Origin of the sequence: Rugamonas sp. DEMB1 (genome assembly GCF_029834475.1) — a bacterium.
Taxonomy (GTDB): Bacteria; Pseudomonadota; Gammaproteobacteria; order Burkholderiales; family Burkholderiaceae_D; genus Rugamonas; species Rugamonas rubra.
Map to the genome: position 1 here is coordinate 6,188,557 of NZ_CP122407.1, position 22,021 is coordinate 6,210,577.

21 protein-coding genes and 1 tRNA gene are annotated in these 22,021 nt (G+C 58.3%); 4 read left to right on the top strand and 18 right to left on the bottom strand.

All coding sequences use genetic code 11. The annotated features are described in order from the left end of the window. Positions 1-86 precede the first annotated feature (86 nt). Both QC826_RS31445 and QC826_RS31450 read left to right on the top strand, forming a co-directional pair. Positions 87-596: a hypothetical protein gene (locus QC826_RS31445; RefSeq protein WP_313872820.1), complete on the top strand. Its 510-nt coding sequence runs from the start codon at positions 87-89 to the stop codon at positions 594-596. Continuing rightward, on the top strand, positions 544-1,068 hold the full coding sequence (locus QC826_RS31450) for a site-specific integrase (protein ID WP_313872821.1): 525 nt from the start codon (positions 544-546) through the stop codon (positions 1,066-1,068). The genes QC826_RS31445 and QC826_RS31450 overlap by 53 nt, the downstream gene beginning before the upstream one ends. Positions 1,069-1,164: 96 nt before the next feature. Here the strand turns inward: QC826_RS31450 and QC826_RS28510 are convergent, their stop codons facing one another. The 13 genes from QC826_RS28510 to QC826_RS28570 form a co-directional block, all read right to left on the bottom strand. After that, positions 1,165-1,857, bottom strand: coding sequence for a hypothetical protein (locus tag QC826_RS28510; protein ID WP_279763427.1), 693 nt, complete (start codon positions 1,855-1,857; stop codon positions 1,165-1,167). Between the two features lie 3 nt (positions 1,858-1,860). Beyond that, positions 1,861-2,985, bottom strand: a complete 1,125-nt coding sequence (locus tag QC826_RS28515) for an AAA family ATPase (protein ID WP_279763428.1) — start codon at positions 2,983-2,985, stop codon at positions 1,861-1,863. 784 nt (positions 2,986-3,769) lie between these two features. Continuing rightward, entirely contained in the window at positions 3,770-3,958 is a 189-nt protein-coding gene (locus QC826_RS28520) for a hypothetical protein (protein WP_279763429.1), read from the bottom strand. Between the two features lie 50 nt (positions 3,959-4,008). Beyond that, positions 4,009-4,860, bottom strand: coding sequence for a type II secretion system protein GspD (locus tag QC826_RS28525; protein WP_279763430.1), 852 nt, complete (start codon positions 4,858-4,860; stop codon positions 4,009-4,011). A gap of 25 nt (positions 4,861-4,885) precedes the next feature. Beyond that, positions 4,886-5,323 (bottom strand): hypothetical protein, encoded by a 438-nt coding sequence (locus QC826_RS28530; RefSeq protein ID WP_279763431.1) that lies wholly within the window; start codon positions 5,321-5,323, stop codon positions 4,886-4,888. After that, positions 5,320-6,474, bottom strand: a complete 1,155-nt coding sequence (locus QC826_RS28535) for a zonular occludens toxin domain-containing protein (protein WP_279763432.1) — start codon at positions 6,472-6,474, stop codon at positions 5,320-5,322. The genes QC826_RS28530 and QC826_RS28535 overlap by 4 nt, the downstream gene beginning before the upstream one ends. Positions 6,475-6,477: 3 nt before the next feature. Continuing rightward, a complete protein-coding gene (locus QC826_RS28540) occupies positions 6,478-6,780 on the bottom strand; it encodes a hypothetical protein (protein ID WP_279763433.1) in 303 nt (100 codons plus the stop codon). 14 nt (positions 6,781-6,794) lie between these two features. Continuing rightward, positions 6,795-7,205, bottom strand: coding sequence for a hypothetical protein (locus tag QC826_RS28545; protein ID WP_279763434.1), 411 nt, complete (start codon positions 7,203-7,205; stop codon positions 6,795-6,797). A 2-nt stretch (positions 7,206-7,207) separates the two neighbouring features. Continuing rightward, complete coding sequence (locus QC826_RS28550) at positions 7,208-8,740, bottom strand: hypothetical protein (protein ID WP_279763435.1); 1,533 nt, start codon at positions 8,738-8,740, stop codon at positions 7,208-7,210. Positions 8,741-8,811: 71 nt separating this feature from the next. Beyond that, positions 8,812-9,033, bottom strand: a complete 222-nt coding sequence (locus tag QC826_RS28555; RefSeq protein ID WP_279763436.1) for a major coat protein — start codon at positions 9,031-9,033, stop codon at positions 8,812-8,814. 304 nt (positions 9,034-9,337) lie between these two features. Then, the gene (locus tag QC826_RS28560) at positions 9,338-9,562 is read right to left on the bottom strand and encodes a hypothetical protein (protein WP_279763437.1); all 225 of its coding nucleotides are present in this window, start codon (positions 9,560-9,562) and stop codon (positions 9,338-9,340) included. Between the two features lie 278 nt (positions 9,563-9,840). Then, positions 9,841-10,122 (bottom strand): hypothetical protein, encoded by a 282-nt coding sequence (locus tag QC826_RS28565; RefSeq protein ID WP_313872822.1) that lies wholly within the window; start codon positions 10,120-10,122, stop codon positions 9,841-9,843. Further along, a complete protein-coding gene (locus tag QC826_RS28570; RefSeq protein ID WP_279763439.1) occupies positions 10,100-11,629 on the bottom strand; it encodes a replication initiation factor domain-containing protein in 1,530 nt (509 codons plus the stop codon). The genes QC826_RS28565 and QC826_RS28570 overlap by 23 nt, the downstream gene beginning before the upstream one ends. A 616-nt stretch (positions 11,630-12,245) precedes the next feature. Between QC826_RS28570 and QC826_RS28575 the strand changes: the two genes are divergently transcribed. Next, a complete protein-coding gene (locus QC826_RS28575; protein WP_279763440.1) occupies positions 12,246-12,812 on the top strand; it encodes a hypothetical protein in 567 nt (188 codons plus the stop codon). Positions 12,813-12,953: 141 nt separating this feature from the next. Here the strand turns inward: QC826_RS28575 and QC826_RS28580 are convergent. Next, positions 12,954-13,029: transfer RNA gene (locus QC826_RS28580), tRNA-Arg, on the bottom strand. A gap of 199 nt (positions 13,030-13,228) precedes the next feature. On the opposite strand from QC826_RS28580, the gene QC826_RS28585 reads away from it, so the two are divergent. Next, entirely contained in the window at positions 13,229-13,774 is a 546-nt protein-coding gene (locus tag QC826_RS28585) for a cytochrome c5 family protein (RefSeq protein WP_279763441.1), read from the top strand. A 107-nt stretch (positions 13,775-13,881) separates the two neighbouring features. On the opposite strand, the gene QC826_RS28590 is transcribed toward QC826_RS28585, so the two are convergent. The 4 genes from QC826_RS28590 to QC826_RS28605 all read right to left on the bottom strand — a co-directional run bounded on the left by QC826_RS28590 (position 13,882) and on the right by QC826_RS28605 (position 21,933). Beyond that, positions 13,882-15,318 carry an alpha/beta fold hydrolase gene (locus QC826_RS28590; protein WP_279763442.1) on the bottom strand — a complete coding sequence of 479 codons (1,437 nt, stop codon included), beginning with the start codon at positions 15,316-15,318 and terminating at the stop codon, positions 13,882-13,884. A 195-nt stretch (positions 15,319-15,513) separates the two neighbouring features. Then, a complete protein-coding gene (locus tag QC826_RS28595) occupies positions 15,514-17,586 on the bottom strand; it encodes a M13 family metallopeptidase (protein ID WP_279763443.1) in 2,073 nt (690 codons plus the stop codon). Positions 17,587-17,697: 111 nt separating this feature from the next. Beyond that, positions 17,698-19,767: a M13 family metallopeptidase gene (locus QC826_RS28600; protein ID WP_279763444.1), complete on the bottom strand. Its 2,070-nt coding sequence runs from the start codon at positions 19,765-19,767 to the stop codon at positions 17,698-17,700. Between the two features lie 141 nt (positions 19,768-19,908). After that, positions 19,909-21,933 carry a M13 family metallopeptidase gene (locus tag QC826_RS28605; protein WP_279763445.1) on the bottom strand — a complete coding sequence of 675 codons (2,025 nt, stop codon included), beginning with the start codon at positions 21,931-21,933 and terminating at the stop codon, positions 19,909-19,911. Positions 21,934-22,021: the final 88 nt, after the last annotated feature.

The window sequence follows — 22,021 nt, forward strand, 5'->3', positions numbered from 1 at the left end:
TTTAGCTAAAGCATCTATGCGATATTTCACCTTTATTGGCACAATTTTGGCACACTGGTGCCTCAATTCAACTATGCCAAGTAAGCATGCCAACGATCCGCAAAAAAGGCGAAGGCCAGTATCACGTTCAGATCCGCAAACGCGGCTACCCTACGCAAACCAAGACTTTTACCAAAGAAGCCGACGCACGACGCTGGGCGACGATCATCGAGTCCGAGATGGAGCGCGGCGTATTTGTATCGCGTACAGAAGCTGAAGCGACTCTCATAGGGGATATCCTGCAGCGCTTCGCCGCTGAGGTACTGCCGACTAAGCGAAGTGAGCAGTCTGATAAATCTCGCATCAAAACACTTGTGGAAGCATTTGGCGACTACCGGCTCGCCAGCCTAACCTCTAGCCAAGTTGCCACGTTCCGCGACCAACGCTTACAGGTGGTCGGCCCGCAATCCGTCATTCATGAGATCAACTTGCTGAACCGGTGCCCTCAAAACCGCATCAATGGATTGGGGAATCGCTTTGCCTGGTGGACTACCTACTGCGCAAGTGCGCAAGCCAAACAAGCCGAGAGGCCGCGACCGCCGAGTAACAGCAGCTGAAATTGCCAAGATTATCGAAGCTACTGAATCTACAGAACTACGAACCATTATCGTCTTAGCCGTCGAAACGGGCATGCGTAGAAATGAGCTCGCCTCGCTAGTATGGGAAGAGGTAGACCTGAAAAAGCAGACAGCACACCTGCCAAAAACAAAAACTGACGTCCCCCGCACAGTGCCCTTGTCTAAGACAGCAATCAAAGCGTTAAAAAACTTCGCCCCTCGTAAAGAGGGACGAATATTCACACTACAAGCTGAGTCAATGAGCCAAGCATTTGAACGGGCTTGCGAAGCACATCGGGCCAATATCGTCGGGGTACGTTTCCACGATATGCGCCACGAGGCAACTAGTAGACTTTTCGAGAAAGGGCTCAATGTGATGGAGGTAGCAACGATCACCGGCCACAAGACACTAGACATGCTGAAGCGATATACGCACCTACGAGCCGAAGACTTAGCGAAGAAATTGAAGTAACGGATTATGAGACATATCCCCTACCGAGGTAGCAAATTCAGCCAGCGAACATGTAACCCTCAAAATCACACCATTCAATAAATCCAACCATTAGAATTAGACAAGCTCAGCGTCAAGCAACTCAATAAACGAAGTGAGGCAGGGAGAAGTAGCAACACTTCCCTGACAAAGTTGAGTATACGACAATGCAGCAATTGTACGCTGTACTTTTGACCTCGTCTTAGCTCCACCCTTCATATATCCAAGCTTGGCAATCTTATAAATATCATGCAACACCTGAGCTGGGTGCTCCCAACTATCGGAGCGCGCTGTCGTCACCGGAAAACCTGACGCAACTATCTGAGGAACAGTTAATTTATTGTCCAAAACAGCAAAATGTGTAAGCTCAGATATAAACCAAGCCTCAATCTCCATAATCGCCAAATGAATGATTGGGATAACAGGACCCGCAGGCAAGCCAGCCTGTAGATGCTGCCTAACCTTTGGCAAATCCGCAATAGGAAGCGGATAAATATCCCTCAACCCAATAATCGAGCTAAAACCCTGAACAATGAGCGTTGGATACTGAATAACAATTTGACTTTTAACCTGAGCGTCACTTGAACAGTCCACAACTAAAACATAAAAATTAATGGCTGGATTAACAGCAGTCATAGTAATAGTTACTTTACCACCGTGCTGCTTACTTAAATCGATCACAAGACCCTTACCGCCTGCGATCTTCTTTACCAACCAAACGACAAATTCTTGTTCAGTCATACCCTCAACAAAAATCGCTATCTTTTTCAAGGTTCATCCTAACGAAAATTTTGCAGAAGTAAAGAAATCGAAATTACTCAAACCCATATACCTAAATTCCCTGAATTCCTCCGGCCTATTTCTTTCAGTGAATGAACGAACAATGTGTTTAGAACGTTGTAAAATCATCCAAAATTCTAGCGGTATCCGATTCATTACGAATCTATCGTTAGTTGTCATAATTACCTGAATATCACTTTTCTTCGCATGAAAAGTAAGAAGATCAATCAGGCTAACGGACCTTTCATAATCTAAGCCCTCGCCAATGTCATCAATTAGAACCATTGTCTTATTTTTAGCCAAGGCGGCCGCATTAATGTTGATGATTAAAGCTAATGCACGAAACATACCTTGAGACATACGCTCAGATGAAATAGCAGGCCGCCCCCTCTCGGTCACAAATACGCATAGGATTGGTTCGGAATTTTGAATTGCTGGATTCAATCGCCTGAGGTCATCAACACCAACATCAGAAAGTGAATAACCAAGCTTCTTCATATCCCGAATGATGGCCTTATCAAAATCAGCACCAAATTTTTCAAAAGCTTTAGAATAAGAATTGACAACATTCTCGCCAAATTCATTATTACCACCACTATTCAACAGCGACAGCGGTATCATTAAATTATTTGCAAAAGACGAGTTAAACCAATATGTCTGCACGCCCATTGCCCAGTCATACAAGTCCTTTACAAATGGGTGCTGTAACGCATCCACCTTTTGTTGAATAACAGAGGTTGTATTCGTCATCTCAAAATCAATAAATGACTTTTGTTGCTCGTAATATATCTTACCTGACCCATTCGCGTTACGCTGCAACTTCAAAACACCATCCACCATTAGCTTTTCAGAAACGACAACTTTTTTATCAAACTCAATATGAAAATCAAATATTTTCCCGTTCATCGAAATAGAGGCATCATATCGACCCGATTCAAAAGCACTAGATTGTAATCCGGTAAGTATTCTAACCAGGCTGTTGATAACACTTACAAGCCTAGATTTACCCGTAGAGTTCAACCCCACTACTAAATTGATGGTATTAAATTCACAGTCCTTAAGCTCCCAAGCTCGAGGATCATTTTTATACTCTTTATACTTAAATCGTAGCAGCGACATTTAATTATTCTTTCATATCTGTGATTGACATGCACAACTTGATTCCCATGCGATGGGGAAATTTCACAGTAAACACACAATAACCTAATTCCTATTGAACTCAACGATACAACTAGAGGCAAGGGTGCAAAATCTATACGCTTCTTGGCAATATCAGCAGCGACAATTTTGACACGTATGCGGTTGGATGCCCAGCGGCGTTGTTGCATAAATCGAGTCTAACCTAGAAGCCTTTGGCGACTATCGCATGGCCAGCTTGACTTCCACCCAGGTGGCGAGGTTCCGCGATCACCGATTGCAGGTCGTCGGCCCGCAATCGGTGATTCATGAAATCAATGTACACTCGTACAGCATTGTTGTGCCGTAGAGCTGTCTGCGACAACCGTTTTTGCACAACTTCCGGACTGGACGTCCCCTACACGGCATTCATTCCCCTTACTAGGGCAAGCAGACCGGAGTCCGATGCTAGGAAGGCCCGCAAAAAGTGTGTCCTGTAAATGGGATGAATCAGCCAGACTCAACCTCCCCACGCGATCAAACACAGTATGGGCGCAGGTACAAAATCTCACCTGTATCGCTGACCTCAACCAGATCCTTGCAACCGTCTGGCCACTCCCTCACGATCACATCGCTGAAGTCATTGGGACAGTAGTAAATTGGACGGCCAGCCTCTAGATGCGACCTGGCAGCGTCGCCATCATCATGACGCAAAACACGCAGGATTAGCGCATCCAAGGTTCGATCATCAATCTGATCCAAGTTACAAGACATGCAAGCTCCTTTGTCAACCAATGACCGCTTTCAGTGCTAAAGCTAGTTGCTTCGTCTGATCGAGAGCCGACTGCAAATGGCCCTCATCGCAATCCCCTTCTGACAGCAATCGCTCAAGCTCACTAACCCGGTCAACCAATGCATATCGAAGCTGGTCAAGCTGATCGTCATTCGCAGAAAAAGTGATCTCACGAAGTTCCATATAATTTCTCCAATTTTAGCGGCTAAAATTGCCGGGCCCACCTTGTTGCATCAGTTCGTGAAAATTCTAGCTGAGACCACAAGAACGAGATCAGTCTTGATCTTGTCACCCGACTTCACAGACCACGAAGCAGGAACGAAAGGCAGCGCAGACGTTGAGTCCGTGGACTGCGAGTCATCGAGACCGCCTAATACGATAACATCACCATCATTCATAGACACGGTAGTTTTCAACTGCCGTTTGATAAGCGTCGGCGAGCCACTCACTCCCGTGGACGTGGCTTTGAAGCTGCTAATTTGAGCATCAACGTCCATCCGAATTCGCCCACTGCCAAGCACCTTGGGAGCGACATCGATGATGACACCGGAAGGACGATACAACACATTTTGCACTCGGTTCCCGGCATTGTCGTTGCCGGTGCTGGCCACCGTAGGCGTCTCGTTGCCAACAATCAAGTCAAGTTTCGTACGGTCTTCGCCAACCAGGCGACTGTTGGATACTTGCTTGAATCGGCCATCCGTATTGAGGGCGTCGATAACAAGCTCGAAATTTGTATTCTTCAAACTCAAAGCTGTGCCGGCATTGGCCGTGCCAAGCGATGCACCAAACCTGGCCCCCAATATGGTGGCGGCCAGCGAGATGCCGCGACCGGAAGCCGTATTGCTTGAAACCTCCACCCAGGAGACCGAGACGTCAACCGTCTTGGCAACCGTGTCGATGGCCTTGCACAAAGTGAGCATTTTTCCGATTGCCACCTTGGACCCAGTCAGCACGACATGCTCGCCAGACGTGGTGACAGACTGGCGACCGAACCCGGACGAAATGACGCCGGCAACAAACTCACTGGTACGATTCTGCGGCTCGAACAGCTCCGAGAAATCGTCATCCTTGCGCTGCTGCATCAGAACGGCATCGGGGCTAGCGCTCTCAATGCCGCTGGAGGCTATCTGCGGCCCCCTGGCGCTCGAAACAGGCACCTAGCTGCTGCGCCGGTGCCAGCGACGCAACACTATCGCCCTGCGACTCGCTCTGCCCATACTCGCGCCGTAGGGTCAGATAGTAAATCCCGTTGCGTAGCATGGTCTGAATTCCCTCGTGCGCAAGCAGCTCGTCAACGAAGCGGGCTACGTCGGCCACATCGATAGACTTCACGTTGATTGTGATCCGCCGGTCTAGACCCAGAACCTCCGGCGAAACTACGAAATCGCGCTTGAGAATTGCCTTAAACGTTCCTTCGCCAAAGGCCACCAATGGCACCGCGTTGAAGGATAAGGCAATAGGTTCCGCCTTGGCGACAGCGACGTTATCCGCCTTGCCAAACGCCAGTGCAGGGGCCAGCAACAAGGCGGCAGTTAGAGCCTTCATTGCGTGCCACCCTTGACCCATAGGCCTTCTGAAATTTCCGCCTCCCATCCGACAGGACCGCTCTTGAACTTGAGCGGCGACACTAAGCGGCCATCTGACAGTATGACGCTAATGGAACCGGCGTTCGAGAAGTACCCCTTGCCGGATAACGTCTCAGAATATTTGACCGGCTGTGAAACGTCAGCCTCAGCCTTAGCAGTAGGGAACAGGATAGGTCCAACGTAGTGTGCGCCAAATACACCGAGGAGAAGGCCGGATAGAAGGGCGATAGCAAGAAATTTGGACATGTGCTTGTGTGGTGGTTTTGGTGGAACAGGACGAGATTCGAGTAGCTCGTAATCCTGCGGCGTGCGGATAGGCCCGACGAACCCGGACCGGATTCCAGTGCGAGCCTGTAAGTGCCAGCTCGGGAGCAGACAATGAATCGCATGCGGGTAGCTGTCCGAAAACACCTGGGTCGTGTTGTATACCTTGTTCAGATCATCGCCCCGGAAGTGCCAGCGGTCGGCCACGATACCCTCAGGAGAACAGCCGAGACGCACAACACCTATGTGCCAGCGGGGCAGCGAACCATCACTGAAACCTGCAGTAACCAGCTTGAAGGCGGCGGAAACGAAGGGAACCTTCATACGGTCGAGACGACTCATGCGCACGACGTACTCGAACAGGCTGTCGCGCAGCTGCTTGTCAATCTGGCTGATGTTCTGACAGATGAAATACACGTCCCAACCGTACTTGCGTGCATGGATTGCCCATTCCAGCAGCTCAGAACGCCCTTTGTCTTGATAACTGCGCGTATTTAACCAAGACGCGCATTCATCTAGGAAAAGTGCCCCATTATGCGACTCGTCGAACCCAGGCAGCAGCCGCGGCGAGGGCGGCGTGTACTCGAAACCCTTGGCGGTGCAACTCACGATGGGCACAAAGTCAATGAAGCGATTGCCCGAACCGATGGCATACAGATCCGCCGACGTAGGCTTGTCCGGCACGCGGATAACAGTCGCTTTCGACTGCGCTGGCATCATGTATTCCATGAACACGTCGCAGTTCGTGGCGACACGTTTCCCGGCACGCAAGTAGTCCCGCAGCAGCTTCATCGCGCCCTTGCCCTTACCGCTGCCGAGCTTCCCAGTGATCGCGTAGACGGCCATATATCAGACCAACTTGTCGAGGGTGCGTTTCTTGTAGATGTAGAGTTGGCACGCCGTGTAGACGGACATGTAGCAACTCGCCAGACCGTAGGTCGTCGGATTGAAACCTAATGACAGGCCGACAGCGAACGATGGGTGCGACGTGCTAATCGCCTGAATTGCGGGACCGCACACGTACTGTGCACAGCTCTGGCCAGCAGCCCACAGGACGCTGACCATCAGGGCCAGCGTGGTGACGGCCCACACCTTCATGCCGATGTTGGACGTGGCATTGAAGCCGATGAAAGCTAAGAGTGACTGGAACATTTGAACCTCCGTGATTATGCGGCCAGTGCGCCGCGAATTTGTTGGACACAGCCGAGCAGGCAGAAGAAGGCCAGCACGCCGTTGATGAACTTCAAGAAAACGTTGAAGGGGCCGCATACGTCCATCTCGACCGAAGCTGTGCCTAACGGGTTGTCCAGCTTCGGATTGACACAGGCGGCGGTGGGGATGTTCGGGATGAACGACCACTGGAAGCTCATGCCGGTGTTGATGAACGACTTCGAATAGTCGTCCCATGCGGTGCGGTTGTCCTTGTACGACTTTTCGGCGGCGGTCATCGAACTGTCGGCAGCCATGTTCACTTCGCAGCGCGGTTGCGAGCTGCCTCCGCAGGCCGTGGAAGCCGTTTGCGCGGACGCGGACAGCAGCGACAGCGCGAAAATGAGGAAAACGAATATGCGGGTCATGGTCAAGCCTTCATGGCGTTCTGCACCTGCCTGACGCAGCCGTAGACACAGGCAATGGCAAGCACGGCGTTGAGGAAGAAGGTGAACTTATTGAAGCCGCCGCAAATGTCCATCTCCACCGGCCCGCCCGTCACCGGGTTGCGGAGCGACGGATTGGAGCAGGCCGTAGTCGGTATTTGGGGAATGAACGACCACTGGAATTTATTGGGGTCGATATTGTCCATCTTCCCCTTCAACCCGCTGTTGGCCTGATCGATGCTGGCCCGCGTAGCAACGTCCTTGTCGTACATGTCGGTATTGGAACTAGCGACCATCTGGCACGCGCCCTGACCGGGACCGCCGCAGCCCAAGCCGGTGTTAGGATCGGGCGGCGGGGTGACAGTGGTGTTGACAATGACATAGCCCCCGGTGCCGGGGTCGTAGATGCCGGTATCAACACAACCCTTGCCGCCATCTGGCCTTTTCACGCACACGTCGAATCCGCCGTTGCCCTTAGCGGACACGTCGATAGTGCCGTTGGAAGAGGCAAGCGACAGCTTCGTCGTGTTGTCCAAGCCGTCGCACGCCGGGTTAGCCTTGTCCGTCAAGATCAACTTGCTGGCCGAATCGAACAGCATTTCACACGTCGTATCGGCTGGCTTCTTGACGGCGGAAGCGTTGGTCAAGTCGCACTTGTTGATATCGGTCTGGTTCAGCGTGTAACCGGGATCGCAGGTGATCGTGACCGGCACCGACTGATCGGTAAACAGAATCGCCTCGCCGACGATGATCGTCCCGCCGTTCATGTATTCCTCAAAACGCAACGGAACCTTGGGACGACCGTCCGCGTAAAACTGCTGATCCAGGCTCGCCTTATCGGCCTGATTGCGCTGCTCGCAATAGATAAGCAAACGCTGATTTTCTGGATCGGACGGCGACAGCTCAGGACGCCACATACAGGCAGTGACCTTTGCGACAAACGGCGTCGCCATATCGGGTCCAATGGCTTGCTTAACGACGATCACGCCGCCTATGGGATCGCTGTAGCCGGAGGCCTTCTTGGCGACATACTGCATCGTGGCATAGGAAGTAGGCTGATTGTTGGAGTCGTTAGGGTCTTGCCTATACACGCCGACGTTCACGGAGCCGGCGGGGGCCGACGGCAACGCACTGCCGGCAGTGGCAGCGATATTGGGCTTCGGCGTCACGTCGCGTTTTCCAGGAAGCGGATCGTTAAACTTCGCGGGATTGGGATTCTCCCTTTTCTTGTCGGGCGCGAGGCTGATCGTAATGGCGGGTTTCGGCTGCTGCACCGAAGGAATCGGCGCCTTACTCGTGCAGGGGGCCGACAGGGCGAACTTGTTACAGTCCCACCAGAGTACAGCGGTTATGACACCTACCTGGCCGGCGATCAAATCAGCGATGAGAATCGAACCGCCCGTGGCAGTCATGATCCATCCCGCGATCAGCGGAACAATCGCTTGCGAACGCATGGGAACGACGATCAGCGTGGCGGACACGAACGAAATAGTGAAGATTTTTTTGAGCGATGTCATTGTTTGGTTGCCACAAAAAACGGCCAGTGTCGCTAAACGCTGGCCGAAAAGGTTTAGTGGACCGGCCTCGTTTAACCAGCCTTGCTAAACGCCTTTTTCATCATCTTGATACCCCAGAAGCCGCCAGCGACCAGTACGGCGACCGCGAAAGCGGCCGTGATGTAAGTCGTTGCCTGAGCCGACAGCGCAGTGATGGCATCGACACCTGGATCGCCGGCGGCTTGGACGAACGAAGTCGCGGAAGCGGCGATAGCACCGATGGTGACCAGACATTTTTTGATATTTGCGTTCATGATAAAAATCTCTTTCAGGAGAGCCGGTTGTAAAACCCCGGTTTGGCGACGCCGGGGAGTGCTGCGAAATATTTACTGTTCAAAGCCACGGATCTATTCAAGCGATTCGATTGCCTGGCGTGCGATCCGCCGAATGGCCCCACCGGCATAGCCAAGGCCGAAGGCGGTGAGGCAGTAGCCGATGATTTGATAGACGGTCATTTGTAGTCAAACCAGCGCTGGACGATGTACTTGACGAAGTAAACGGCTGCGACGAACAACCCAGTCAGGAACAAAATCAACCACAATGACTTGAACAAGCCCATCACGCGCCGACCTTTCGTACACCGGCCTCTTGCTTACGGCGGGCTGCAGCACGACGCTCGAACTCACGGGTAGCGGCAAAACCGAATACAAAGTTGCGGTCGGCCCAACGGTATACGGACCGGACCACCAGAGCCGCGTAAAGGCCCATGAAGCCAGACAGGAAGCAAAGCAGAACCATGTAGGTGACGAAGCGTTCCAGCGACTCGATGTCAAATTGGCTCATCGCTGCCCCCCGGCAATCCAGCCAAGGGCGAACAAGACAACGACTGCAACAGCAATGAAAACTTCAGATGAGACAGCGTCCATTTCTTCCTCTCTTATTGCAATACTTGCGTCACGAAATATCCTTCGTGACAATTTAGTGCGGCCGTATCGACTGCCTCCGCAAACCCATCAAACCGTCCGGCTTCATGTAACCACGGTGTGAATCCGACATCGCCGTCACACGGCATAAGAAACAAAGCGGATTCCTTGTCTTGAACTATGAATTTGCCTTCAGCCTTATGCGACGCCATTTTTGCCACCGACGGCAGGTGCCCGTGCAGCCTCAACTGGGCGAAGCGAATGGATTACGGTTTTCTGCATCTTGCCGTTCGTGACGATCTCCATTTCCGCAACCGCCATAAATGGGCCAGAACCCGCCAGGTGTTTGTACTTTTGATACTCTTCGGCCTTGCCCAGGCCGTATTCAGCCGTAGCTGTACCAAACGCCGTGTCCTTACTGGCGTCCAGATCCGTCTCAACAAATACTTTGGTGCTGTCAAATGCCTGGCCGTTGTCCATGGTTCCCTTGGAGAACTTCATGCCGGTAACTTTGATCGTCGAAGAAAATTTCATTTTGTAATTCCTGTTTTGAATGGCCTACGCAAAACCGTTTTCCCCGTTGAGGCCGAAACACGGGACGGTGGTAATAAACTGCATGAATGAAGGAATCGGCGGGGGGGGCTTGCCTGTGTACAGGCGTGGGGCCAGACGTGGCATCGCTTGTAAGCGGCTTCATACGTTTGGGCCAGTAGTCATCCGCCTCATTGCAAATCAGATCGAGCGCCTTCTTGTCGCCCCACAGCTCGCGGAATACACGGATGTACTTGCCAAACTGATGCTTAGTCACTTCAATGCACGCATCGACGGTGATCTGCGCGGTCTTGACCTTCACGTCCATGCGCTGCGGTGTTTCAACTTGAACGAAATGCGAAAAGCACGGATAGGCAGCAGCGAAAAAGTCCGTTGGATTCAAGAGCACCTCGAACTGAATAATCGTATTTGTATTTTTGAATTCGACTTCGCAGCGACACCAGGGGCTGGACTTATCGCCCTCTTTCTTGCCCTTCTCGTAGAAGCGGCAGAACTTGCTCGACGACCGCAGGCCGATGGTTAACGTTCGTCCCTTGCCGGTGGGTCTGGTCCAATTTCCGATGCGTTCGATATTTGGTGGACGGCCACCAACCTTTTGCGTATAGCCACCAAGCGCGTACTGGTCATAGGCCCAGTCCACAGACAGATAGTCACCATCGATGTCGTCATGGGCCAGGTCGATCCGAGAAATCGACGGGCGCATTGCGACCTTAGTCAAGAAGTGGAAAAGGCGTTTCTCCCAACCGACCACAGCGTTCTGGCATCCTTGTCCAGACAGCGTAACGAGCATGGTCGAGCGTTGACCTCCAAAACAGACAAACCCCATGCCATCGCCGAGCACCCAAGATTCGCGGTAAAAGTTCATGCCTCGGTCACGTTTTTCTGTGATGCCAAATCCGAAGATTTTCTCGAACTGACGACTTGCCTCTTCGATGATCTGATCATCGGCGATCAAAGCTTGGCGGGCCGTCTTAAAAAATGTGTCTTCCAGCACAGTGAAATTTACCCAGTCGACTATGCACGCCTGAGCCGATGATGGCCTGCGGACCATCACTGTTTTGATTTTCCCGGAGTCCGTCATCATCAACGAAACTTCACCTAGGTCTTCTTCGGAAATGCTCGCCCAATTGTCCGGCTCGTCAGCGACATCGGCGCCAGTTAGGTTTTCCCCCATGTTATTAATGGGGACGCTAGGCGCTTCGCTTACCTGCGCAAAACGCGGCACTAACCTAGCCTCACCGGCCTCGGCGCCGGTGCGTTCCGGCAGCGCTGGCGCGCTGGCGGTACGCCCGGCGCCGGCGGCCGACGATTTGCCGACAGCGTAGATCTGCGCTTTAACGCTCCGGGCCTGCGTTGAGCAGCCCGACGCTTCTGCATAAGGATTAGGCGCGTCTTTGCGGCGGCCCTTGATGAGGGAGTGACGAATAGGCCTCATGCGCAAGCCACCTTCCGTCCAAGTTCAGCGAAGACGGAGCACCAGAACACCATCTCCAAAGAAGCGACACCTGTCACAGACACGACGCCGAACAATTTAGTCATGCCGCACGGAAAAGCCTTATGAAGGTCATAGGCTAAGTAGACGATCACAGCGGTGATCATGAGCGCACCTCAGTCTTGCGAGGACGACCACGGCGCTTAGGTTCGTTTGACGCCAAAAGAGAAAGAGACATCGGCAGGTGCGGAGTACGCTCAACGCAATCGGCCAACCAGACAATCACGTCTTCGGTTCGCCACAGCAACCGGCGTGAGCCAGGAAGCCGACAACGAGGAGGTAATGCTGACGGGTTCCTAGAGACGTCGCTGCGAACGGACGGAACTGTTTTCCTTAGGAGCGCTGCAATTTGCGTTACATCCAACAACTCAATCATCTAGATTTCCAGCTTGGGCAGTGACAAGAGGCGTCACAAGATTCATAATCGGCAGGAATTGAGCTGGAAGACATAAGCTCGCCTTGAAAAAACATATTCTGCCGTGCATTGTGTACTTATGCCGCATTTACGGCATAAAACACATAATAACGGCAGTGTTTCCCACCGTCAAGCAAAACTGCTATGAAAAAAATCCTGTTTGAAGTCCTGCCAATGCAGGCCCGCTTGAAAGCGCTGATCGTTTCTGAGACTGATGAGTCTGGGCGGTTTGGTTGGCTTCAGAAAAAGACAGGTATCTCGCGCAATACCTGGCAGACCTGGTGGGACAAGGAAGACGCATCGCCGAGCGGAAAAATGATCGAGGCGGCAGCTAGATTATGGCCACAGTATGCCTTTTGGCTGGCAAGCGGAATCACAGACCACGAGTATGGACATGTGTTTCCCGTAGATCTTCCGAACTCAACGGCATGGCCGGAAGACCGCCAAGCTCGTGCGGCAAGTGCAAAAGAATACTTAGGACATTGTGTATTGATGCAGGACAAACTTGCAGGCGTCGCGAACACTTACAACAACGAGAAGGAATGGGAGCGTGACTGGGAGCGGCTTAACACGCTCTCCTGGGATCGGGAGATCAACATACACTCAATGAGAGTCATTTTTGGTGCTTACGAGGATCGCATAAGGGCACAGTCAGCCAAAGTGAATCCTTGGCAGCCAAACGATGACGACGGTATCCACTCTGATAGCTAAGCTGATGAACCGTATGACGTGGCCAGGTGCCTACAAATGCTGGCACAAATTTGGCACACTCATTGTGCCGAATTCTGCAAAATAACGCACGATAGCGCACTCTCATGCACAATCTAAGTGATTGAATTTACTGGGGAAATGTGGTGCGGCTGGCTGGAATCGAACCAGCGACCCTTGGCTTCGGAGGCCAATACTCTATCCACTGAGCTACAGCCGCGCGGGGAACTACTTGAAGTGAAACGAAGGATACCGTCTTTCGCCCCCGCCGTCCATGAAAAGTGTCGTATTGCTGGGCAACCACATTCCAAGAAGGGGTTTTTGAGTCTATAATCGCGGGTTTGGCGAGGGTTTGCAAACCAACATGCAAAACGGCTGTCTCGCTCGGTCCCAGCTTCGAAACCTGTATTAAGGAAATCATGAGCGACGCACACAACGAACACGAATCCGCCATCAGAACGCCTAAACAACTGGTCGCGGCCGTCATCGGCTTCTTCGCGATCACCGTCATCGGCATCATTTTGCTGGTCCAATACGTGACGGCCGACAAGCTGGTCGGCGCCGGCTCCGAGAGCCAGACGCCCGACGCCATCGCCGCGCGCCTGAGCCCGGTCGCCAACGAGGGTTTCACCCTGAAGGACGCCAGCGGTCCGAAGGTGCTGCAATCGGCCGAGGCCGTCTACACCGCCGTCTGCGCCGCCTGCCACGCCAGCGGCGCCGCCGGCGCACCGAAGTTCGGCGACGCCGGCGGCTGGTCGGCGCGCATCGCCCAAGGCTACGACACCCTGCTCAAGCACGCCGTCGAAGGCATCCGCGCCATGCCGGCCAAGGGCGGCAACCCGGACCTGGACGACGTCGAAGTGGCCCGCGCGGTGGTCTACCTGGCCAACAGCGCCGGCGCCAAGTTCAAGGAACCGGCCGTGCCGGCTCCAGCGGCCGCCGACGGCGCCGCGGCGACCAAGTAAGCCTGTCCCGCCAGGCGCCGATATGATCGGCGCCAAAACGATAAACCCGCTCGCGCAAGCCAGCGGGTTTTTTTGCGTCCGGCATTCGGCCGAACGGACGGTGCCGCCTAGTGCTGGCCGGTCGGCATCTGGCCGGCCATGGCGCAGCGCGGCGCCGCAGGCCTGCCGGCGACGAAGGCGAGCGTCGCCTGCTCGAAGCAGGCCGGCGCCGTCCACAACACGAAATGCGGCGCGCCGGTCACCGCCACCATGCTCACCTTGCCCGCCTTGCCCAGCGCGGTGGCGTGCGCGCGCGCGCCGTCGTAATGGGTCTTCGGGTCCAGCGTGCCCTGCAACACCAGCAGCGGCGGCAACCGCGCCGGCGCCAGGCCGAAGTACCGGTCGTGGGCGTAGGTCGGCAAGGTCGAGTTGACCAGCATGCCGGGCAGCGGACTGGTAAACAGCAGCGCCTCGTCCTCCTGCGCGATCTGGTCCAGCGTCAGCGCCGGCCGCAGCGTGTTCTCCGAGCGGCTGATGGCCGCCACCAGCGGGATCGCCAGCGGCGACTGCGCATAGCTGCCCAGGCCGGCGTAGGCCTGCTCCATGGCCGCCTTGGCCGCCGTCAATTCGCCGTCGCGGCCGGCGGCCAGATCCTGGATCAAATACGGCAGCCGGGCGCGCGCGGCCGGCACGTCGAGCAGGCCGCCGAGGAAGCGTTTGAGGTTCTTGCCCGGCACCTTGGCCAACAGCTCGGGCTGGCCGGCGGCGCTGGCCAGCAGGCGGTGGTAGGCCACCTCGGCCGGCTCGCCCAGCGCGGCGCGGCAGTCGGGCGCGGCGTCGCACTGCGCCAGCACTTGGCGGCCGACCTGGTCGACCACGAAGGAGCGCCGGCTCAAGTCCCACTGCGGCGCCGTCTGCGGCGGCACCAGCGAGTCGAGCACGATGCCGTTCAGCTTGGGCGCCTGCGGCAGCTGCATGGTGCGCAGCGCCAGCTGGGTGCCGTAGGAGACGCCGTACAGATAGACGGGCTTGCCATCGCGCTGGCCGTCGATCAGCAGGCGCAGGTCGTGCGCGGCGTTGCTGAGGGAGAAGCGCTCGGCCAGCTCGGGCCGGCTGTACAGGCGGGCGAAGCAAGTGCCCCATTCGGCCCCTTGCAAGGCCAGGCCGCCGGGGCTGCCGACGGCCTCCTCGTCCGGGCACAGCTTGGCGGAAAAGCCGGTGCCGCGATGGTCGGGCACCAGCAGGTCGAAGCCGGGGAAGCTGCGCCGCAGCGTGGCCAGCTGGCCGTAGAAGCCGGCGCCGGATTCGCCGGGGCCGCCGGCCACCAGCCAGACGCTGCCCTTGGCGGCGCCGGCGGCGGGGAACTTGCGCACGAACAGCTGCAGCGTCTCGGCCGACGGCGCGCCGGCGGCGTCGTGCCAGGCCGGCACGCTGGCGGTGCTGCACAGGCTGCCTTGCAGGGCCGGCGCGCTGGCGGCGTCGGCGCAGGCTTGGTAGTCGGCCGCCTGGGCGGTCGTGGCGAACAGGCCGGCGAGGGTCGCGGCAAGGATGGGTCGGTTGAACATGCGCGGCTTCCCGTGGTGGTAATAGTGGCTAATTTGCAATACCGAGAACATACGCGCTGGGTATCGGTTTGTCGAGCGGATTGTCGAGCGAAACCTCGTGCGCCCGCGCCGGCCGCGCCCACGAAAAAAGGGCCGCACAGCGTGCGGCCCCCTTTCATTTTCCTCAGCTAGCCGCCGAACGGCCAGGCCTGGCTGTTACCACATGATGACGCGGTCTTTCGGCGCCAGGTACATCTTGTCGCCTTCCTTGACGCCAAACGCGCTGTAGAAGCCCGGTTGGTTGCGCATGGTGCCGTTGGCGCGGAACTGGCCCGGCGAGTGCGGATCGGTCTTGATCTGCACGATCTGCTGCGGTTCGCGCATCTTCATGCGCCATACCTGGGCGAAGCCCATGAAGAAGCGCTGGTCGCCGGTCAGGCCGTCGATCACCGGCGCCGGTTTGCCCTTCAGGGACAGCTTGTAGGCCTTGTAGGCGATCGCCACGCCGGAGTTGTCGGCAATGTTCTCGCCCAGGGTCAGCTCGCCGTTGACCTTGTAGCCCGGCAGCGGGCTGAACTCGCCGTACTGCTTGACCAGCATCTTGGTCTTCTTCTCGAAGTTCTTGTGGTCCGACTTGGTCCACCAGTCGCGCAGGTTGCCGTCGCCGTCGTACTGGGCGCCCTGGTCGTCGAAGCCGTGGCTGATCTCGTGGCCGATCACGCCGCCGATGGCGCCGTAGTTGACCGCGTCATCGGCGTTGGCGTCGAAGAACGGCGCCTGCAGGATCGAGGCCGGGAAGACGATCTCGTTCATCTCCGGGTTGTAGTAGGCGTTCACCGTTTGCGGCGTCATGCCCCACTCTTCGCGGTCGATCGGCTTGCCCAGCTTGTTGAGTTCCTTGTTGTAGTCGAACTGGTGCGAACGCAGCACGTTGCCCAGCAGGTCGTCCTTGGACACTTCCAGCTTGGAGTAGTCGCGCCAGTGGTTCGGGTAGGCGATCTTGGTGGTGAACTTGGCCAGCTTGGCTTGCGCCTGCTTCTTGGTGACCGGGCTCATCCAGTCGAGCTTGTCGATGCTGGTCTTGTACGAGGCCAGCAGGTTCTTCACCAGCGCTTCCATGCGCGCCTTGCGCTCGGCCGGGAAGTGGGCTTCGACGTACAGCTTGCCGACGCTCTCGCCCAGCGCGCCTTCGGTGACGCTGACGCCGCGTTTCCAACGTGGCCGCATTTCGGTCACGCCGCTCAGCACCGTGCCGTAGAAGGCGAAGTTCTCTTCGACGAAGGCCTTCGACAGGTAGGGCGCGCTGGCGCGGATCGCCTGCCATTGGAAGTAGGCCTTCCAGCTGTCGAGCGGCGTGGCGGCCAGCACCTCGTTGAAGCCCTTGAAGTAGCTCGGCTGGCTGACGATCACGTAGCCGACCTTGCCGGCGACGCCGGTGTCCTTCAGGTAGGCGGCCCAGTCGTAGCCCGGGGTCAGCTCGCCCAGCTTGGCGACGTCGACCTTGTTGTAGGCCTTGACCGGGTCGCGCAGTTCGACCTTGCTCCACTGGATCTTGGCCAGCTCGGTTTCCAGCGCGACGATGGCCTTGGCCGAGGCGGCGGCGTTGGCGTCGCCGGCCAGGGTCAGCATCTTGGCCACGTGCAGCTGGTACTTGGCCAGCGCGTCGGCCATTTTGGCGTCGTCCTTTTTCAGGTAGTAGTCGCGGTCGGGCAGGCCCAGGCCGTCCTGGTACAGGTCGGCGACGTACTTGGTCGAATCCTTGTTGTCCTGGTGCACGCCGTAGCTGTAGGGCGCGCCAAAGCCCAGCTGGTTGAAGCGGGCGATCAGCGCCGGGATCTGCTTCTTGTCGCTCAGCGCGGCCACCTTGGCCAGTTCGCCGTTCAACGGCGCCAGGCCGAGCTGTTCGAGGCGGGCCTCGTCCATGAAGCTGGCGTAGAAGTCGCCGATGCGCTGGGCGTCGGAGCCGGCGGCCTTGGACGGCGCGTTGGCGGCGCCCTCGATGATGGCGCGCAGCTGCGGCTGGACGTCGTCGCGCAGCTTGGCGAAGGAGCCCCAGCTCGACTTGTCGGCCGGGATCTCGGTGTTGGCCAGCCACTTGCCGTTCAGGTGGGTGAAGAAGTCGTCCTGCGCGCGCACGGACGGCTCGATGTATTCGGTGGCGATGCCCGACACCATCTTGGCGCCGGCGGCGTTGGCGCTGACCGGTGCGGGAGCGGCGGCCTGGTCGGCGGCACCGGCGTAGCCTGCGATCAGGCTGAGGGTTAAGGCACTTAACAAATAACGATTCACAGAATTATCCCCATTGTTTATAACGAAAAAGGTATGAAACCTTGGACTTTTGGCCCGTCTGGCACTGTAGCATATCGGCGCCGCCGTGGCAGCCGGGGCCTCGGGCCGGCGCTACCACATCTGCACCCGCTCCTTCGGCGGCAGGTACATCTTGTCGCCCGGCTTGACGCCGAAGGCGTCGTAGAAGCCCGGCTGGTTGCGCACCGTGCCGTTGGCGCGGAACTGGTCCGGCGCGTGCGGGTCGCTCTTCAGGTAGACGATCTGCTGGGCCTCGCGGACCTTGCTGCGCCAGACCTGGGCGAAGCCCATGTAGAAGCGCTGGTCGCCGCTCAAACCGTCGATCACCGGCGCAGCCTTGCCGCCCAGCGACAACTTGTAGGCCTTGTAGGCGATGGCGATGCCGGAGTTGTCGGCGATGTTCTCGCCCAGGGTCAGCTCGCCGTTGACGAAGTAGCCCTTGACCGGGCTGAAGGCGCCGTACTGCTTGACCAGCATCTGGCTCTTGACGGCGAACTGCTGGTGGTCGGCCTTGCTCCACCAGTCGCGCAGGTTGCCGTCGCCGTCGTACTGGGCGCCCTGGTCGTCGAAGCCGTGGCTGATCTCGTGGCCGATCACCGCGCCGATGCCGCCGTAGTTGACGGCGTCGTCGGCCCCGGCGTCGAAGAACGGCGGCTGCAGGATGGCGGCCGGGAAGACGATCTCGTTCATCTCCGGGTTGTAGTAGGCGTTCACCGTCTGCGGCGTCATGCCCCACTCGGCGCGGTCGATCGGCTTGCCCAGCTTGGCCAGCTCGTGCCGGTAGGCGAACTCGGCGGAGCGCAGGGCGTTGCCCAGCAGGTCGTCGCGGCGCACCTCCAGCTCGGTGTAGTCGCGCCATTTGCTCGGGTAGCCGATCTTGGTGGTGAACTTGGCCAGCTTGGCCTGGGCCTGCTTCTTGGTCGCCGGGCTCATCCAGTCGAGCGTGGCGATGCTGCCCTGGTAGGCCGCCAGCAGGTTCTTCACCAGCGCCTCCATGCGCGCCTTGCGCTCGGCCGGGAAGTGCGCCTCGACGTACAGCTTGCCCAGGCTCTCGCCGAGCGCGCCGTCGGTGGCGTTGACGCCGCGCTTCCAGCGCGGCTCCATCTCGCTCACCTCGCGCAGCGCGGTGTGGAACATGGCGAAGTTCTCGTCGACGAAGGCCTTGCTCAGGTAGGGCGCGCTGTCGTGCAGCAGATGCCACTGGAAGTAGGCCTTCCAGACGGCCAGCGGGGTCTTCGCCAGCAGCGCGGCGACGCCCTTCAGGTAGCTGGGCTGGGCGACGATGACGTAGTCGACCTTGCCGGCCAGGCCGGTGTCGGCCAGGTAGCCGGCCCAGTCGTGGCCGGGGGTGAGCGCGTTCAGCTTGTCGAGCGCCACCTTGTTGTAGGCCTTGACCGGGTCGCGCAGCTGCACCTGGGTCCACTGCGCGCGGGCCAGCGCCGTCTCCAGCGCGACGATGGCCTTGGCGTCGGCGGCCGGCGTGGCGTTGTCGGCCAGCGTCAGCATTTTTTCGATGTGGCGTTCGTACTGGGCGAGGATCTTGGCCAGCTTGGCGTCGTCCTTCTTCAGGTAGTAGTCGCGGTCGGGCAGGCCGAGGCCGGACTGGCCGATGTCGGCGACGTACTTGGTCGAGTCCTTGTTGTCCTGGTGGACGCCGAAGGCGTAGGGCGCGCCCATGCCGTAGCGGTTGAAGTGGGCGATCAGGGCCGGCAGGTCGCGCCTGTCCTGCACCGCGTCGATGCGCTCGAGCTCCTCCTTGAGCGGCTCCAGGCCGAGCCGCTCGAGGCGGGCCTCGTCCATGAAGCTGGCGTAGAAGTCGCCGATGCGCTGGGCGTCCGAGCCGGGCGCGGCGTGGCCGCCGGCCTCGGCGGCGGCGCGCTCGATGATGGCGCGCAGCTGCGGCTTGGTGTCGTCGTCGAGCTTCTCGAAGGCGCCCCAGCTGGAGCGGTCCGACGGAATCGCCGTGTTGGCCAGCCACTTGCCGTTCAGGCTGGCGAAGAAGTCGTCCTGCGCCCGCACCGCCGGGTCCATGTTCTCGATGGCGATGCCGGAGCGCGGCGCGGCGGCGGCCGGCGTGCCGATGGCGGCGGCGGGGCTGTCGGCCGCGCCGGCGGCGCCGGCCAGCAGGGCCAGCGTCAGGGCGCTCAATAGATGTGCTTTCACTTTTTCTCTCTCCCGGATGAATGGCTTGCGGACAAGGCGTCGCCAACGCGGCGACTTTATCATGGCTGAAACGCAGGAATAACAAAAAAGCCACACGAGGTGGCTTTTTTGTTGGTTTTTGCTATCCACCGGTTCCGGCGATCACCAGATGATGACGCGCTGTTCGGGCGCCAGGTACATCTTGTCGCCCTGCTTGACGTCGAAGGCCTCGTAGAAGCCGTTCTGGTTCATCATCGTGCCGTTGGCGCGGAACTGGCCGGGCGAGTGCGGGTCGGTCTTGATCTGCACGATCTGCTGCTGCTCGCGCATCTTGCTGCGCCAGACCTGGCCGAAGCCCATGTAGAAGCGCTGGTCGCCGCTCAGGCCGTCGATCACCGGCGCCGCCTTGCCGCCCAGCGACAGCTTGTAGGCCTTGTAGGCGATGGCGATGCCGGAGTTGTCGGCGATGTTCTCGCCCAGGGTCAGCTCGCCGTTGACGTGGTAGCCGGGCAGCGGGCTGTAGCCGCTGTACTGCTTGACCAGGGCGTCGGTCTTGGCCTTGAAGTTGGCGCGGTCGGCCTTGCTCCACCAGTCGCGCAGGTTGCCGTCGCCGTCGGACTGGCTGCCCTTGTCGTCGAAGCCGTGGCTGATCTCGTGGCCGATGACGGCGCCGATGGCGCCGTAGTTGACGGCGTCGTCGGCGCGCGCGTCAAAGAACGGCGGCTGCAAAATCGCCGCCGGGAAGACGATCTCGTTCTTGCCCGAGTTGTAGTAGGCGTTGACGGTTTGCGGCGTCATGCCCCATTCCTCGCGGTCGACCGGCTTGCCCAGCTTGTCGACCATGCGCCGGTACTCGAAGTGCGCGGCGCGCAGGGTGTTGCCGGCCAGGTCGCCGCGGCCGATCGCCAGGCGCGAGTAGTCGCGCCACTTGTTCGGGTAGCCGATCTTCGGGGTGAACTTGGCCAGCTTGGCCTGGGCCTCCTTCTTGGTCTCCGGGCTCATCCAGTCGAGCGTGTCGATGCTTTGCTGGTAGGACGCCAGCAGGTTCTTCACCAGCGCCTCCATGCGCGCCTTGCGCTCGGGCGGGAAGTGCTGCGCCACGTAGAGCTTGCCCAGGCTTTCGCCCAGCACAGCCTCGACCAGGTGCACGCCGCGCTTCCAGCGCGGCTCCTGCTCGGTCACGCCGGAGACGACGGTGCCGTAGAAGGCGAAGTTGGCGTCGGCGAAGGGCTTCGACAGGTAGGGCGCGGCGTCGTGCACCAGCTTCCACTCCAGGTAGGCCTTCCAGCCGGCCAGCTCGGTCTGCGCCACCAGCTTGTCCAGCGCGGCCAGGTAGCTCGGCTGGTTGACGATCACGTAGTCGGTCTTGCTGGCCACGCCGGCGGCGGCCAGCGCGTGCTTCCAGTCGTAGCCGGGGGCCAGCTCGGCCAGCTTGTCGATGCTCATCTTGTTGTAGCGCTTGACCGGGTCGCGGTTCGCCACCTTGGTCCACTGCACCTCGGCCAGCGCGGTCTCCAGCGCCACCACGGCCTGGGCGCTGGCGGCGGCGTTCTTGTCGCCGGCCAGCTTGAGCATGGTCTCGACGTGGGCCTGGTACTTGGCCAGCACGGCGACCAGCTTGGCGTCGTCCTTCTTCAGGTAGTAGTCGCGGTCGGGCAGGCCCAGGCCGCCCTGGCTGATGCCGACGGCGTACTTGGTCGACTCGCGCGCGTCCTGGCTGACGTAGACGCCGTAGGGGCCGGGCACGCCGATCTGCGCCAGGTGGGCGATCAAGGCCGGCAGGCCCTTCTTGTCCTTCAGCGAACGGATCGCGCTCAGTTCGCCGGTGAGCGGCTTGATGCCCATGCTGTCGAGTTTTTTCTCGTCCATGAAGCTGGCGTACAGGTCGCCGATCTTCTGCGCGTCGCTGCCGGCCTTCTTGTTCTTGTCCTGCTGGGCCGCCTCGACGATGGCGCGCAGTTGCGGCAGCGTGTCGTCGCGCAGCTTGGCGAAGGAGCCCCAGCTGGACTTGTCGGCCGGGATCTCGGCGCTCTTCAGCCATTGGCCGTTCAGGTGCAGGAAGAAGTCGTCCTGGGCGCGCACGGCCGGGTCGATGTACTGCGTCTCGATGCCGGACGACAGCGCCGGGGTGCTCGGTTCGGCCGCGTGGGCGAAGGCCGTCAGCAGGCCGAGGGTGAGGGTGCTCATCAGATGTCGTTTCACTGGAATGTCCTTATGGGGCATGGTAACAGGGGCGGACGGTCGGCCGGCCCCGGGAATGGTTTGCGACTGTAGC